This window comes from Lentimicrobiaceae bacterium (assembly GCA_020636745.1).
In the GTDB taxonomy this organism is placed as follows: Bacteria; Bacteroidota; Bacteroidia; order Bacteroidales; family Lentimicrobiaceae; genus Lentimicrobium.
The window spans coordinates 523,823-540,086 of sequence record JACJXH010000002.1 but is presented as its reverse complement, the minus strand read 5'-3'; the positions used below and the strand labels follow the sequence as shown (position 1 = coordinate 540,086).

Genomic DNA, 16,264 nt, shown 5'->3' with positions numbered 1-16,264 from the left:
TCAAAATAATTTCAGGCAAATTTTTCAACCAAATCAGCCAAACGGTGAGCATATCCGCTTTCATTATCGTACCAGGCAACAATTTTTACAAGTTTATTTTTGTCGCCCAACACAGCTGTTAAACCAGCATCAAATATAGCAGAATGCGGATTGCCGATGATATCGATGGAAACAATCGGGTCCTCGGTATATTGCATAATTCCTTTAAGATATCCATTGGATGCCTCACGAAAAGCTGCATTGATTTCTTCTATGCTGGTCGAATACTTCAGGGTACAAGTTAAATCGGTGAGAGAACCATCCGGAACTGGCACCCTGATTCCGGCCCCTCCAAGGTTGTTTTTCAAATGCGGAAATATTTTGGTAGCAGCTTTGGCTGCACCTGTTGTAGTAGGAATAATGCTGTAAGCTGCAGCGCGGCTCCGACGCAAATCGCTATGCGGAGCATCAATCAAATTCTGATCGCGGGTATAGGAATGAACAGTAGTGATAAATCCCTTTTCCACGCCCCATTTATCGTCAAGCACCTTAATCATAGGCGCCACGCAATTGGTTGTACAGGATGAGTTGGAAATTATAACATCTTCTTTTTCAATTATGTAATCATTTATCCCAAGAACTACATACTTTACATCCTCGTGATCGGTTTTGGCTGGCGCCGAAATAATTACTTTGCGCGCCCCGGCTTCTACATGCCGCATGGCCGAATCCCTGTCAGTAAACTTGCCTGTTGATTCAATAACAACATCGATACCCAGTTTACCCCAATTAATGCTTCCGGGCTCGGCAGCTGAAAATACTTTTATCTTTTTTTTGTTCACCATCAAGAAATCATTTCCGGCCAAGACCTCGCCGGGAAAATTACCATGAACCGAGTCGTATTTAAGCAAATGCGCCAGGGTAAAAGGGTCAGTAAGATCGTTAATGGCAACTACCGAAATATTTTTTTTCTTCAGTAAAGCCCTGAAAGTGATGCGTCCGATGCGGCCAAATCCATTGATGGCAACTTTAATTCTGGTCATAATTGTGTTTTTTAAACTGGTCAAAGGTAGGAAAAACAGAATGACTCCTCCAAAAACAAGCCTCTGATATTCATCCGGGCCATTGCCTCCTTTCTTGATGAAAATCGGCATATTAATTCAACAGACAGCTTGTGAATTACCATAAAATCATGTAGGTTTGAAGCCAGATTAATGAAACTCAAATACATTATGGAAAATTTAGCGAAGTACACAGAAGCAAATAAACAACGCTTTCTGGACGAATTATTCGGATTGATCCGTATTCCGTCTATAAGTTCAATTTCAGAACACAAGCCCGATATGCTGCGTGCAGCAGAATACTGGAAAAAAACCATACTCAATGCCGGAGCTGACAAAGCCGAAATAATAGCAACAGCCGGAAATCCGGTAGTTTATGGCGAAAAAATAATTGACCCATCCAAACCTACCGTATTGGTTTATGGTCATTATGATGTTATGCCTGTAGATCCACTCAACTTATGGACATCACCTCCATTTGAGCCGGAAATCCGCGATGGTAAAATTTTCGCCCGCGGGGCTGATGATGACAAAGGTCAGGCATTTATGCATGCCAAAGCGTTTGAATCCATGGTACAAACCGGCAGCCTGCCCTGTAATGTAAAATTTATGATCGAAGGCGAAGAAGAAATCGGATCGCCCAACCTTGAACAGTTTTGCAAAGATCATAAGGAAATGCTAAAGGCTGATATTATCCTGGTTTCTGACACAGGAATGATTGCCCCTGACATTCCATCCATTACTGTGGGTTTGCGCGGCCTGGCTTATCTTGAGGTAGAAGTTACCGGCCCCAACCGCGACCTTCACTCCGGATTGTTTGGAGGAGCTGTAGCCAATCCAATTAATGTTCTTTCCAAAATGATTGCTTCACTCACTGACGAAAACAATCATATTACCGTTGAAGGATTTTATGACAAAGTGCTTGAGTTAACCGCTGAAGAGCGCGCCGAAATGGCCAAGGCTCCTTTTAACCTTGAAGAGTATAAAAAAGCCATTGATATTGAAGAAGTTTGCGGTGAAACCGGATATACAACCCTTGAGCGCACTGGTATACGACCAACACTGGATGTTTGCGGAATTTGGGGCGGCTATACCGGCGAAGGAGCAAAAACAGTACTTCCTTCGAAAGCTTACGCTAAAATCTCGATGCGTTTGGTGCCTCATCAGGATCACCTGGAAATTTCAAAACTTTTTGAAGACCATTTTATGAAGATTGCGCCGCCCTGGGTTAAAGTAAAAGTTACTAACCTTCATGGCGGTCAGGGCTATGTATCACCTACCGATACCAAAGCATATCAGGCCGCCAGCAAGGCTTATGAAACCACCTTTGGCAAAAAGCCTGTGCCGGTTCGCAGTGGCGGCAGTATTCCAATCATTTCTACATTCGAACAGGTATTAGGCATCAAGTCAATCCTGATGGGATTCGGACTTGAATCAGATGCCATTCATTCTCCCAACGAAAACTTCCCTTTGTTTAATTTCTTTAAAGGAATTGAAACTATCCCTTATTTCTATAAATTCTATTGTGAATAGTTTCGAGAATAGCTAAAAAAAGCCGTGACTCAGATCACGGCTTTTTTTTTGAGCTTGTTCTGCCGGAATTTCAACAGTTCACAGCCTGACAAAAACTATTCATTCATTGAAAGGCAAAAGAAGAGAGCAATGTTAAAAAGCAGTTTACTTTATTAGCTTCGTACGCGTTATAAATCCATTTTCAGTGATACAAACCAAATAGATACCTGACTGATATGTTGCAAAAGGCAGGCTCGAAAACTGACTGTTTATCCTGAACTTAAATAAAAGCATCCCTGAAACATTGAAAACAGATACTTCTGCATCAGAAGATGAAGCTCTTTCTACAACAAGCCGGTTATCAGTTATATAGGCTTTTACTGCAGGCATAGGTTCATTTTCAGCCTTAGTATTAACAATAGTAAAAGATCTTTCTTCCGAGAAACCAGAACCTGTAAAAGCCTGATCGATGGCCTGAACGCGGAAATAGTAATTTCCCGGGCTCAGTGACCTGAATATCATGAAGTCATTGTTTCCTGCATTTCCGATAGCCGCCTCAAAACGCTCACCTGACATCATATTAGCCATTGGGCTTACAATATCTATAGCACCCGGTTGAGTCCCTAACATTACATTGTAGCTAATGGCCATTTGCGGTGATTGCAAATCAGTGGATCTGCTCCAGCTAAGAACAGCATATTCTCCTGAAACATAAGTATCAGGATCAGAGGGTGTTTGCGGAGGCGTATTCTGTTGAAATGTTCCAGTCAATATATCGTTGCGAAAAAGTTTGGTAACAGCTCCGTTGGAAATTCCCGAAAGCAATAAATCGTAATCACCATCATTATCAAAGTCGCCCCAGGCAGAAGATGCACGCTCTACGAAAGGAAATCCGGCGCCGAATTCATCAAAACTTCCCACCCCGCTGTTGGTATATAGGCGCGTAGAAGCATTACCACATCCGGCATTCTGGCCGGCAAGCATAATATCAAGATCACCATCATTATCATAATCAATCCAGTTGGCAGGCCCCAAAGCCGTTCCAACCAATCCGGCATCGGAAAAGCGGAATGAATTGCTGCCATTATTCCAGTAGACGAATGACACCGGTGAGAGAGTAGCATCTTTTCCGGTAATCAGAATATCCAGGTTACCATCGTTATCATAATCGCCCCAACTGGCCATTCCTCCGACAGCACCCTCAATCATAACATCAAGACGCGAAAAGGTGCCATTTTCATTTATATAAACAAATGTTTCGCCAACCGAACCTGCATCACCTACCATGAGCAAATCCAGGTCGCCATCATTATCACAATCGCCCCAATCAACCGAAGGAGAGTTCATTAAAGCGAGACCGGCATTAACTTCTTCAAACGTTCCATTGCCGTTATTCCGGTAAAGTCTGGTATCCCAGCCACCTGAAACGATAAGATCCGGAAAACCATCATTGTTATAATCACCCCAGGCTAAATCGCCATCAGCACCCGCCGGATAAAAGCCGGCGTCTATCAGCGTAAAAATACCGTTCCCAGTGTTTTTGTATAAACGAGTTGCATTACCGGTCTCATCCTGTCCGGTCATTACAACATCCATCCAACCATCCTGATCATAATCGGCTACTGCAATGGCACTGTTGTATAAACCTTCAATTCCCGAAACAATTTCAACAAAATTGCCCTGTTGGTTCAGGAAAACTTTGCCAATTGTATTGGACGCATTATCCAGTCCGAGCATAACAAGATCTAAATCTCCGTCGGTGTCAAAATCGGCAAATGCAACAGCACTGCGGCCAATTGCCGGCAAGCCTGACTGAATTTCAACAAAAGGCTGAGCCATAAGAGAGGCTGCAGTAAATAGCAAAATAAATAAGAAAGAATAAGATTTCATGCTGGAAAGGGTTTTTAAGCTGTGAAAATACAACAAACAATCGTTCACATGCACATAAACGCATATAAAAAATCGTCAGACAAGGGCCGCGCCCTGTCTGACGATTTTAAATTATTCAAATTTTAATTAACGCTTCTTAAACTCTGCAAGCCCGTTATCAAGAAATTCGATAAATTTATCGACATCTAAATCATAGGCTTTGGGAGTTACAAGCAGTTCACCTTTGGCATCAAGCAATACATAGTATGGCTGTGCATTAATGTTAAACCGGCTGATTTGAAAATCAGCATATTTTTTTCCAATAGTTTTTTTCACCTTACCATCGTAGGTTGATGTAATCCATTCACTTTCAGGGAGCTCAGTTTTATCATCAACATAAAGGGCTACCAGAATAAACTCTTCGCGAAGTTTTTTCAAAACACGTGGGTCAGACCAAACACGAGCTTCCATTTCACGGCAATTGACACAACCATGACCGGTGAAATCGATAAAAATAGGCTTGTTTTGTTCAGCAGCGCAAAGCAGTGCCTGTTCATAATCGAAATATCCTTCAAGACCATGGGGCAGATGAAGAATATCGCCATGCTTTGGTTTGTCACAAAGGGTAGTTGTGTGTTCTGCATTACCGCCACCGGTGCCAAACACCTGAACGTTATCGCGTACTATTTTATTTAAATCAAAATCATGGGTAGCTTGTGGAGGCAAATACCCCGAAAGCGCCTGAAGCGGAGCACCAAACATGCCCGGAATCATATAAACAACAAAGGTAAAAGTGATAATGGCCATTGTAAGCCGGGGAACACTTATGAATTTCAGATCACTATCATGTGAAAATTTCATTTTTCCCAACAGATAGAAACCCAACATGGTAAAAATAACAATCCAGAAACCCAGATAAATTTCACGATCCAGAATTCCCCAATGGTAAGTCTGATCGGCAATACTCAAAAATTTCAATCCTAAAGCCAGTTCAATAAAGCCAAGAACGACCTTTACTGAATTGAGCCATCCACCGGATTTAGGCATATTATTTAGCCAGCGCGGGAAGAATGCAAAAAGGGTAAACGGCAACGCAAAAGCAAGAGAGAATCCAAGCATTCCAATGATTGGCTCAAGCACCTGTCCACCGGCTGAAGCCACAAGAATAGCCCCTACAATTGGTCCGGTGCATGAAAATGAAACCAGTACCAATGTGAATGCCATAAAGAATGAACCAATAATACCGCCTCTGTCGGCCTGAGCATCTGATTTGTTGATCATCCAGCTGGGAAGCGTAATTTCAAACATACCCAGAAATGATGCAGCAAAAAACATAAAAATCAGAAAGAAAAGCACATTAGGAATCCAGTGTGTACTCAGGAAATTGGCAAAATTAGCTCCCAGTGTAACCGCCACCAGCGTACCGATAATTGTATAAATAAGTACAATAGAAACACCATAAATCAAAGCTTGTGCTTTCGCCTTTACCTTGTCCTTTTCTTTCAGGAAGAATGTTACGGTCATCGGAATCATGGGGAATACACAGGGTGTAAGAATGGCAGCCAATCCGGCCAGGAAAGAAAAGAAGAACATTGTCCACAATGAAGATTCTTCCCCAGTCTTGTCATCGGCAGCAGGATTTATTTCTCCCTTGGCTGTTGAATCTATGGCTTTTGCAGAATCAACTACCGGCGTTGATTCCATAGCTACCACTTCGGCAGATGTATCTTTTTCAGCCACCTGAGCAACAGGAGCTGCAGTCAGTTCAGCGTTTCCCTTAACATTAAACTCAAAATCAATTGATTCAGGTGCCAGGCATTGCTTATCGTCACAACACATAAATTCCAGATAGCCGGTTACTTTAAAATCTTTGGCTGTAAGAACTTTTATGTTTTGTGTAAAAACCGCTTTGTCAGTAAAATACTTAAGTGTTGCCTGAAACTGATTATCGTACTCTTCAATGGCTTTGGGCTCTTTAACCTTGCCAATGGTTTTAAAGTTATTGCTTTTTTCAAAATTAAAAGAAGTCGGCACCGGTCCATCAGGTGGAGGAGGTACATCCTGCGAATACAAATGCCATGGCCTGTCAATGGTAGCAGAAAAGATTAATTGAACTTCATCGGCAGAGATCTGCTTGGTTTTGAAACTCCATTTAACAGGTTGTATAACCTGGGCAACAGAAGTAACAGAGAACAGAATTACCATCGCTACAAACAGCAGAATGGATTTCATGGCTGGTTTTGTCATAAGTACTTATTTTTCAGCGTAGTGATTAAAGATGAAAGCTAATCAACCAGTTCAATTTTTATGACTGATTTTGTGTCACTTGTAACTTTATAGAAATTGCCAATGCGATGCCCTACCAACCAAACAATATCATTGCCAGAGATCAGTAACCATGCATTTTCCTTTTCGATGATCGAGAATTTATTATCAATAAAGAAATCGCTCAGTTTTTTATTGTTATTCATCCCGTAAGGAACAAATGAATCACCCTCTTTCCATTTTCTGAGCCTGAGCGGCCAAACAAGTTTTGCTGCATCCAGCATCGCAATATTGCCGTTTTTGCTGATGAAAAGCGACTCATTGTTTTCGTGAATACTAAAGCGAAGTTGGATTGGTTTTCTGATATCAGGATTACTTTCCTCAATCAATATTTCTCCGGTAGGTGAATCGCCGGAAGGGCTTAATTCTTTAATAATGAGCAAATCGCGGTCCTTTACTGCGCGATGTGATGATGAAAAGAACTGCTTGCCCGAAATTTCATGGAGCGCCAGCGCAATTTCGTCAGTAACAGTGCGGTTAAAGTTATAAGGTTGCAGCAATTCATATAAATAAACCTGAATGGGGTTAAGTTTTAACAATTCCGGTATTTTGAAAGACACAAGTCCGTCGTTCAGAACTTCGGCCTGTTCTCTCACTATTTCTATATGATTGCTCAGCAACATTTCAGTCTCACGCATCCGATCAATGGTGGCTGTAATGGTTTTTCTAAACTCCGGATTAATTTCGCCCAATAAAGGGATAAGATCGTGCCTGATTTTATTTCTGACATACTTTGATGAGCGGTTGGAGCTGTCTTCGCGGTAAGCAATGGCTTCGTCACTGGCAAACTCTTCAATTTGCCGGCGAAAAGCAAACATCATTGGATGAACAATGCGCGACCGGTTAGGTAAAATGCCGTGCAATCCGCTTATGCCGGTTCCGCGCAATACATTAATAAAGAAGGTTTCTATCTGATCATCGAGGTGATGTGCTGTTGCAATGGCTTTAAAGCCTTCAGCCTGCATCAATTCATCAAACCACTCGTAACGTAACGTTCGGGCAGCCATCTGAACTGATACTTTATTGAACCCGGCATACTCGCGGGTTTTAAAATGTTTAACAAAAAGCCTGACTCCATAAGCCTCAGCAATAGATGCAACAAAACTCTCGTCCTGATTGGATTCGGCACCCCGCAACCCAAAATTACAATGAGCAAATGCAAACTTATAGCCGGCCCTGTGAAACAGATCAGCCATTACCATTGAATCAACTCCTCCGCTTATTGCCAGAAGTATGGGCTCATCAGCCCTGAAAAGGCTAAAGCCTGATATATATTGTGTAAACTGCTCGAGCATGGGGCAAAGTTATAAAAGATTGGAATAGTTTGGTGAGGTATTGCAGTTCTGTTCACAGAAAATAAAATATTTTAATAAGTAAAACCCGACTTATGCCTAAAAACACAAGCCTGCACATGGTATAATTCTCCTTTTCTGAGAAGAAAAAGATGATACAGGATTCAACCTTTTAGATTGGTTTCAAAAAGGATTGCCGCAGATGCCTTAAGCGTACCACCGGGCTAAATTCTTTCTGTTCAGATCGTTTGAAGTATTTTTTGCCTGAGGTGTGTAAAGAAAATCAAGCTCGGAAGCATAATGATCTGTTATTTTTGCTCTGACAATTTTTAAAGTAGAGTTCATAAAGTGATTGTGCTCAGTAAAGCCTTCCGGAAGGATGCAAATAGCACTGGGCAACCAACGTTCAGGAAACTGCCCTGCATGCCTGCCGCCTTTAAAATACGCATCAACTTCATGATCAATCAACTTTAAAGCGGCTTCAATTCCTTCGTCACTGCCGGGCTCTATTCCCTTGTGAAGCAACTCACGGTTGACCGAAGCAATATCAGGCACAATTAACCCTACCGTGTATGAATGCTGATTGTTATAAAGCATGCACTGACTAATAAAAGGAGATTGATCCATAATAGCTTCTTCGATCCCTTCAGGGCTATATTTCTCACCGTCATTGGCAATAAGCAGACTTTTAAATCTACCCAGCACCACAAGGTATCCATCCTCATCCATATAGCCAAGATCTCCGGTAAATAACCAACCATCCCTGAGCACTTCATCAGTCGCTTTCGGGTTTTTCCAGTAGCCCTTCATTACATTATCACCTTTGATAACGATTTCACCGGTTTCTCCCTGTGGCAACTCCCTACCATCACCATCCAGTATTTTTAATTCAAGAAAACCAACAAGTTTACCGGAAGTGCCCAATTTTAAATATTTGGCCGAGTTGGAAGAAATAACAGGTGATGCTTCAGAAAGGCCATATCCCTGAAATACAGGAATGCCGATTGCGAGAAAAAATCGCTGAAGTTCGATGTCGAGTAAGGCCCCGCCACCAATGAAAAACTCCATTTTGCCACCGAAGGCCTGTCTGATTTTTTTAAAAAACACCTGATCATATAACTTAACCAATGGTTGAAGCAAAAAGCGAAATCCTTTTCCACGGTTAAATCCTAATCCGTTATACAGATAAGAAACAGCAATGGCATGATCGAAAACAGCTTTTAACAACCGCCCTTTCTTTTCAATTCCTGTTTCTATGTTCTTTCTGAAATTACGCGAGAGAGCCGGCACACTCATCATCAGGTTCGGCTTTAATTCCTGAATACTTTGGGGCACATTTTTTAGTGTTTCCAGCACTGTTTTACCAGCCTTTACCGAACCCACCCCGGCACCTTTGGCCATAAAGCAATACAAACAGGCTGTATGGGCAAATGAATGATCCCATGGTAAAATAGCCAGTGTGCGGTGTGTAGAAGGGATTTCCATTAAGGTTAACGCCTGTTTTACATTGCCGGTATAGTTCAAATGTGTAAGCATAATTCCTTTGGGGTCGGCAGTTGTACCAGAAGTGTATGAAATATTGGCCAAATCGTCAGGCCTGACAGCAGTAAAGCGCTGTACCAAAGCATCCTTTTGGGTTAAAAGGAATGTATCACCCAACTCAGTCAGTTCACTGTAAGTGTAATCATTTTGCTGATTTTCCGGCTTTTTATCAAGATATATTACAGTTTCCAGTTCGGGCAGTTGCTGTCTTATTTCTTCAATTTTGGCTGCCTGTTGAGCCGAAACAACAACCATACGGCAGCCCGAATGCAGCAAGCGGAATTTTAAATCCGTGGCTGCATCAAGTTTAACCGAAAGTGGCACGCAACAGGCTCCGGCATATAAAACAGCCAGCTCACTTATAATCCAGGCATTTCTTCCTTCAGAGAGAATCGCTACCCTATCTCCCGGGTTTATACCAAGCGAAATTAGTCCGGCTGCAGTTTTGTATACAGTTTCTTTAACTTCTTTATATGTAAATCCTTGATAACCATTGCCGGAATCCTCATACAAATAAAAGTTGTCGCCAAACTGCGACACGCTTTCCTCAAATAAATCTATAATAGTTTTCATGCTTCAGGATGAGGCTGCAAGATAAAAAGAAAACAGATCGCAGATGAAACAATGCCCAATTAATTACCAGATACAGGTACAGCCTCTTCATCTTCATCCATTTGATTTGATTCCATCTGAAACTCATCTTCAGTTGCATCATTTTTTTTACCAGCATTCAATGTATCAGTATCACTCTGATTTAAAACCGATTGAATTATCCCCTGCAGGTTTATTGCCGGTGCTGCTTCTTCTTTTAGTTCTTTATCAAGCCGCTTTACATAAATGTCGCGGGCCTGAGATGGGCTATACCCTGCCTCAACAAGTGTAGTTATTATTTCTGAAGGTGATTGCCTGAAATATTGCTGACCACTGATAAACAAACCCAATACTACAGCAAAAAATGCTGAAATACCGGTAAAAGAAAATCGTTGGTCTGTTTCGGAATTCAGCAATGCAATTTTCATTGACTTTCCGGTAAAAGCAATCAATACAATTACCAGCAATAAGCGTATCCAATCAGCATCGCTCAGGCCAATTACAAGGCCAACCAACAGGCCTAAACCTATCCCCTCCAGCTTATGAAAATTCAGTGCACTCATATTTAATAACTTGCAAAATCTCTAAGTGCCATTGCCAACGAAAAGTGCAGGTATTGTTTTCTGTAATCCTGACGTTCTATCTGATTGACATCATAAATTAAATAAGCAATTAACAAATCAGGACCTGAAATCTCAGCTGTAAACTCCAGTACTAAGCCCTCAACAGTTGTAGAATATCGGGTAAAAGTAAAGCCGGCCATTTCAGATTCGTCAATCTCAGCCATTTGGTCAGGCGTAGATTCATTGTAAACCCATGCAGTTTCAGGGAAACTTTGGATAAACAGGTCCATGGCGTGGGTTTTAGCATCAGGGTAAGTACCTGAAAAATAAGGAAGAATTGAATAACACAATGTACCCTCTGAATTACAGGTGGAATACCAACCGTCACTTACTTCAAAATTTTCGCCAGCAGGAATCGAGACTGTTGCACCGGTTTCAAAATCTTCATAAATATCATATTGTGTATCAAACATATCCACTCCAAACCCATTTACTATTGCCATAATTTCGGCTTTCTCTTCATCCGACATAGTGCTGATAATATCAGCAAATTCAGCAGTCCATGTTTTGGTAATTGACTGGTCGCCGATAGAAATGGTATTTTCGGCCGCCTCCTGTTCAATAATAACAGCAACTTCATCAGAGGTTGCATTCTCAGGAATGGTTGTATGAATGCTGTACAGATTGGATTGTAATGATACGGTTTGCGGAATCATATCTCCTGAATTAGGCAGCGCTGGTAAATAAAATGCAGCTGGCATGCCCCAGTTTAAAAGTGCAGTACCACCCCTCAACCCACCATCTGCAATTCCAACCACTCTCCCATCGCTTGTAAAAAGCGGGGCTCCCGATTGCCCGGGCTGGATTGTAGACCCAATCTTCAGAATTTTAGCTTTCGTGGAGGGATATTTTTGCTTTTCGAGCTGATACTTCAGGTCATCACCATGAATGATGTCATTGAGGATGGGCGTAGATTCCAAACTGCGCGAAAGCCTGACTTCGTTGTCCTGTATCTTGTACACTGCATGCGGAAACCCCCATATGGTATAACTTTTGCCAGCATTGGGGTTAACATCGGCCAACGCCAAAGGTTTTAATCCCAGTGTAGCAGTAAGTTGCAACAAAGCAAGATCAGCTTCCAGCAGAACCCTTACAACTTTTGCCGTCGTATATTTGCCGTCATTTTTAATCACTTTGATTTCATCAACCCCTGCAACTGCATGTAGTGCGGTTACAACGTACATGGCATTCTGCCAGCAAAATCCTGTTGCAGTCCCTGCCTTCTTTTCTAACTGTCCGTTCTTATTTTTTACAGAATACTTCGTTTCTATTTTAACAACAGATGTTTTTGCACTTTCCACATCGCTTTGCGCAAAAAGACCGCCTGAGGGCAAAAGAAACACCAATATTGGTAAAACCACTATCCATCTTGTTTTCATATTTACAAGTTTTTAAATGAATTAATCCACTTCAAGCTGACAAACCATTGCTGAAAGGGCTTTCATCATTAGCAATTGATTTTCAGGCTGAAGACTTGCAACCACAGTGGCTATAGCTGAAGTATCTTCATTGTTCTGCCACTTTTCAAGATCTGTTCCCATTTTGCAAAAAGCAGTAGGTTTACTGTTCATCTCACACACCATCACACGCAAACCTCTCAAAAATTCAAAGCGCCGATCTCCGGGCACATTCAGTTCAATTGCCTGAACCAATTTTGTCAGTGATTTTTTGTCAATTTCGAGCATTGCATTTTTTGCCATTTGCCAGTCATCATTCCATAAATCGGGATCAATTTTACCACAAAGTGTTGCCTTGTCCCCTGCGCTGAAAAGTGCCGCCTGACCAGCTCTTTGCACTTCTGTTATTTCGCCAAGCTCACCGGTGCCCGGATTAATGGCAAATCGCTTGTAGGTAACGAGTTTCCGTGCATATTCAGGTTCAAATCCTGCATCGGTGTATTGTTTTACGCTGTCTTTTACCGAGATGGTAAAAATTTCATGGGTTCTGATCCACATGCCTGAAAGAATCCCGGCCACCACGGCAAGACCAAACCAGCCGGCACGAAGTGAAGTAAAAAGTGTGTTGTGTTTTTCCTTCTCATACTCTTCAGCTTCCATGCCCGCAAAACTCCGCCTGTCGAACCCCAGAAATGCCCCTAAGAGAGCCGTTAGCACACCAAATATTACTTTAACAACCTCTGAAACCGACAAACCCATAATAATTCCAAGCAACAGGCCCATGCCAATGCCCGAAAGAATTGTAGCCCTTTTCATGCTGTTGAACAGTTTTTTTTCTTCATTATCCATAATGGGGAAGTTTAAAGCTGATGGATTAATTACTTTAAAAGATGGTAGTACTCATTAAAATGATTCAGCCTGTCTGACAATCCATTAAGCCCTGCATTAATGCGCAAAGTCAGCGCCTTTACAACCTCATCGGTGGCACCTCCATCACAAATACGCCAAAGTTTATTTGAATTGAAATAAAAAGCCGCTGATGCAAGTGGATATTTGGTAGCAACCAAATCAGGATTGCTGAGCGTGTCCTCTCCTATAAATCCGGCGAAAGCAGCATAATTATTTCGCCCGGTTAACTGAATATATCCTCGTCCCCGGTATTTATATCCTTCCTGACTTGCTTCATCGCCGTTACCCATGCGGTTGGCGTATACTCTTGAAGCAATCTTAACCGGATTTCGCGCATAAATTTCACTTAAATCGCCCGGGAAATATTTTGAAAAAATCACTTTTAATCTGTCGGAAGAATAGTTTAAATTTTCGTAAACAGCTTTGAAATTACCACTTTCGTGACCACATTGCGACAAGAAGTGAGCAAGTCTGAGAATACTGTTTATACTGAACATTTCCGCTACCGCCGGAATCTGCTCCAACACAGAATCGGGTATATAGCCTTTCAGTCTGTGGGGCTCAAAATCAATATTTACGTCATTCCCATTATTTAAAAGCCTCTCGGCCAGCAGTTTATTCCATATTTCATCATCAACTATACCATCTGCCGGAAGCATATGCAAAGTTTGCCATTCCTTCACCCTGGCTTCAGTTATTGTCCCAAATGAGCCATCATCTTCCAGTCCCAAAATTTGCTGGATTTGTTTGACTTCTATTCCTTTTGATCCGACTTTAAGTAACATAGGAACATGTATTTATAAATAATTGGACGAATAACAATGAAACAGTTTTAGTTTCATCAAAAGCAAGAATTGAATCAGCCAGCCGGAATTTACAAATCGCCTTATGATAACTTGTCAGGGTTGTTGGATGAGAGAGTAATATGATTTAAGGCAAAATCATATACACAAATATACATACTTTTTTAGCTAATTTAGAATTATTATAAATAATGTTGTCGTTTTTTGATTTTACCCAAAGATTCCTATGGTCATCTAATGCCCGAATAGCACCTTAAATTATTGTATATTAGTCCATTACTATATTTTTAATAATTACAGCAGGATAAAAATTTGAAATAAAAAATAACTGTCACAAAAAAAAACAGGCTTTGAATCAGCAAAGGATGCCGAAATCAAAGCCTGAGCACAGAAAAATTAATTAATATTTGACTACAGTAATCGATTGGCCTTTAATACCCGATAATTGAAAATGATATATACCAGAGGTCACATCGGTCAAATTAACCAGGTTTGTTTCATTCTCAAGGCGTCCTTCCAGTATCACCCGGCCTGTTTGGTCGGTTAAACTGTAAACTGAGCCGGCAAATGTGTTGTTTACTTTAACATTTATCACATCACGAGATGGATTAGGAAAGATGGTAACATTACTATTTAGCAAGTTAACAATAACACCTGTTGTATTCTGAACAATTATTTTCCCTTTCATTCCACCTGCGGCATGAGGCACACACACATAAAAATGCGTACCCTCTGTCAGACTTTCAGGTAAAACGAGTCCTCCGCCAAAAGGTGTACTAAATCCGCCTGCTAGAGCGGTGTTTCCATTGGCAAGCCAGGTAGCCTCACTCACCTCCAGGGCATCATGCGAACTGGAGAGATCAAACATCACGCTGTCGCCCAGATTAATTGTAAGCGTAACCGGCGAAAATGTAAAACCGGCATTGGCAATCACCCAGGTTTTAGCTGAAATAAGATTGCTCAATAAAAGAAAGGAAATAAACAGTAAAATTTTTGTTTTCATTTGATTCAATTTAAGTTTTACCTACTTTTTTTGGCTTTTCGGATTAGCCCCCGCTTAGATACTGAGCGGGTCAGTTTTGTTTTGATCAAAATAAACTCAGCGTTTGCACAAAAGAATGAATTGAAAACAACTCTGGTGTGCAAATTCTTAAAAACTAAACAAGTTATCATCATAGTTGTTTAACAGGTTCAGTGGCTGCGCTGAAAAAGAATGATTTATGAGTTCTGAGCCTTATCCAAATTGGGCAACAGGCCCAAGCTGAATAAAGAAATTACACTCTGATAATCGTACCAGCAACAAAAGAAAGATTTCAACTGTTTAATTAACTGAATTTAAATGATCAAACATGGAAATAAAGCTTTCTGAATCAGACTCCAATGGCAGATTTTACATGAGTGATAAAGGCAAAACCCTGGCAGAAATGTCGTGGGTAAAAGGGAGTGACTCATATATTATTGTTGATCACACGATGGTAAGTGATGCCCTTAAAGGGCAAGGTATAGGCAAGATGCTTCTTGAAAAGATGGTTGAGTTAGCCAGAAGACGTAACATTAAAATCATGCCGCTTTGCCCGTTTGTTAAAAGTGTTTTTGATAAAACTTCAGAATACGCTGATTTGTATTATAAGTAACCTTTTGAAAAACAACCTTTAACATTGCGAAAATATGGACAATAAAATCATAAAGCACTATTCTAATGGTGAAGTGACTATAAAATGGGAACCTCACAAATGCATTCATTCCACCAAATGCTTCAAAGGCTTACCACAGGTTTTTGATCCCTCAAAAAGGCCCTGGATAACTCCGGAAGGAGCCTCCACAAAAGAAATTATAGCACAGGTAAGTGCGTGCCCTTCAGGTGCTCTCAGTTATTTTATGAATAAAAGTGAAGAAGAAAGGCCCGCAACAGTTCAAAAAGTCCATCTTGATATTCTGCCGGATGGCCCCATCATTCTCAGGGGCAATTGTACTATCCGATATGCTGATGGAACCGAAGGCATCATCAACAATGTCAGCTCCTTTTGCCGTTGCGGTCATTCTACCAATAAGCCATTTTGTGATGGCAGCCATTATGAGCATAAATTTAAAGGCTAAAGCATCAGAAAATTATCAATGTTCAGCATACAGCGGAAGGTTATAATCAGGCTTTCCGAGGATAAAGCTATAGCAACAGGTTTCCCCCGATAAAAAATGAGTGATATTATTTAACTTTTCAGAACAATCACTGAAAAGTATCAAAAATCAGATAACATCGCCAATTCTTTAACTGAATTGGCGATGTTATTTCATTTGTCAAATACTGAAAGTAATAAAGAGTCATCCTTTCCTTGAAAAAATAACATGCATTTGTCCGACTCA

13 protein-coding genes are annotated in these 16,264 nt (G+C 41.0%); 3 read left to right on the top strand and 10 right to left on the bottom strand.

The genetic code is table 11. From position 1 onward, the window contains the following. Positions 1-11: 11 nt before the first annotated feature. On the bottom strand, positions 12-1,022 hold the full coding sequence (gene gap / locus H6541_04845; protein ID MCB9015102.1) for a type I glyceraldehyde-3-phosphate dehydrogenase: 1,011 nt from the start codon (positions 1,020-1,022) through the stop codon (positions 12-14). Between the two features lie 189 nt (positions 1,023-1,211). Here gap and H6541_04840 point away from each other — a divergent pair, with 189 nt between their 5' ends. Next, positions 1,212-2,573, top strand: a complete 1,362-nt coding sequence (locus tag H6541_04840; protein ID MCB9015101.1) for a dipeptidase — start codon at positions 1,212-1,214, stop codon at positions 2,571-2,573. A 144-nt stretch (positions 2,574-2,717) separates the two neighbouring features. Here the strand turns inward: H6541_04840 and H6541_04835 are convergent, their stop codons facing one another. The 9 genes from H6541_04835 to H6541_04795 form a co-directional block, all read right to left on the bottom strand. Next, entirely contained in the window at positions 2,718-4,442 is a 1,725-nt protein-coding gene (locus H6541_04835) for a T9SS type A sorting domain-containing protein (GenBank protein ID MCB9015100.1), read from the bottom strand. A 126-nt stretch (positions 4,443-4,568) separates the two neighbouring features. After that, complete coding sequence (locus H6541_04830) at positions 4,569-6,653, bottom strand: thioredoxin family protein (protein MCB9015099.1); 2,085 nt, start codon at positions 6,651-6,653, stop codon at positions 4,569-4,571. A gap of 53 nt (positions 6,654-6,706) precedes the next feature. After that, positions 6,707-8,041, bottom strand: coding sequence for a tRNA lysidine(34) synthetase TilS (tilS, locus tag H6541_04825; protein ID MCB9015098.1), 1,335 nt, complete (start codon positions 8,039-8,041; stop codon positions 6,707-6,709). 204 nt (positions 8,042-8,245) lie between these two features. Further along, a complete protein-coding gene (locus H6541_04820) occupies positions 8,246-10,153 on the bottom strand; it encodes an AMP-binding protein (GenBank protein ID MCB9015097.1) in 1,908 nt (635 codons plus the stop codon). A 59-nt stretch (positions 10,154-10,212) separates the two neighbouring features. Then, positions 10,213-10,734 carry a hypothetical protein gene (locus H6541_04815; protein MCB9015096.1) on the bottom strand — a complete coding sequence of 174 codons (522 nt, stop codon included), beginning with the start codon at positions 10,732-10,734 and terminating at the stop codon, positions 10,213-10,215. 2 nt (positions 10,735-10,736) lie between these two features. Further along, complete coding sequence (locus H6541_04810) at positions 10,737-12,173, bottom strand: trypsin-like peptidase domain-containing protein (GenBank protein MCB9015095.1); 1,437 nt, start codon at positions 12,171-12,173, stop codon at positions 10,737-10,739. A gap of 21 nt (positions 12,174-12,194) precedes the next feature. Next, positions 12,195-13,040 carry a hypothetical protein gene (locus H6541_04805; GenBank protein ID MCB9015094.1) on the bottom strand — a complete coding sequence of 282 codons (846 nt, stop codon included), beginning with the start codon at positions 13,038-13,040 and terminating at the stop codon, positions 12,195-12,197. Between the two features lie 29 nt (positions 13,041-13,069). Then, on the bottom strand, positions 13,070-13,759 hold the full coding sequence (locus H6541_04800; protein MCB9015093.1) for a glycoside hydrolase family 19 protein: 690 nt from the start codon (positions 13,757-13,759) through the stop codon (positions 13,070-13,072). A 544-nt stretch (positions 13,760-14,303) separates the two neighbouring features. Next, on the bottom strand, positions 14,304-14,906 hold the full coding sequence (locus tag H6541_04795) for a T9SS type A sorting domain-containing protein (GenBank protein ID MCB9015092.1): 603 nt from the start codon (positions 14,904-14,906) through the stop codon (positions 14,304-14,306). 346 nt (positions 14,907-15,252) lie between these two features. On the opposite strand from H6541_04795, the gene H6541_04790 reads away from it, so the two are divergent. After that, positions 15,253-15,537: an N-acetyltransferase gene (locus tag H6541_04790; GenBank protein ID MCB9015091.1), complete on the top strand. Its 285-nt coding sequence runs from the start codon at positions 15,253-15,255 to the stop codon at positions 15,535-15,537. A gap of 34 nt (positions 15,538-15,571) precedes the next feature. Further along, positions 15,572-16,000 (top strand): (4Fe-4S)-binding protein, encoded by a 429-nt coding sequence (locus H6541_04785; GenBank protein MCB9015090.1) that lies wholly within the window; start codon positions 15,572-15,574, stop codon positions 15,998-16,000. Positions 16,001-16,264 lie beyond the last annotated feature (264 nt).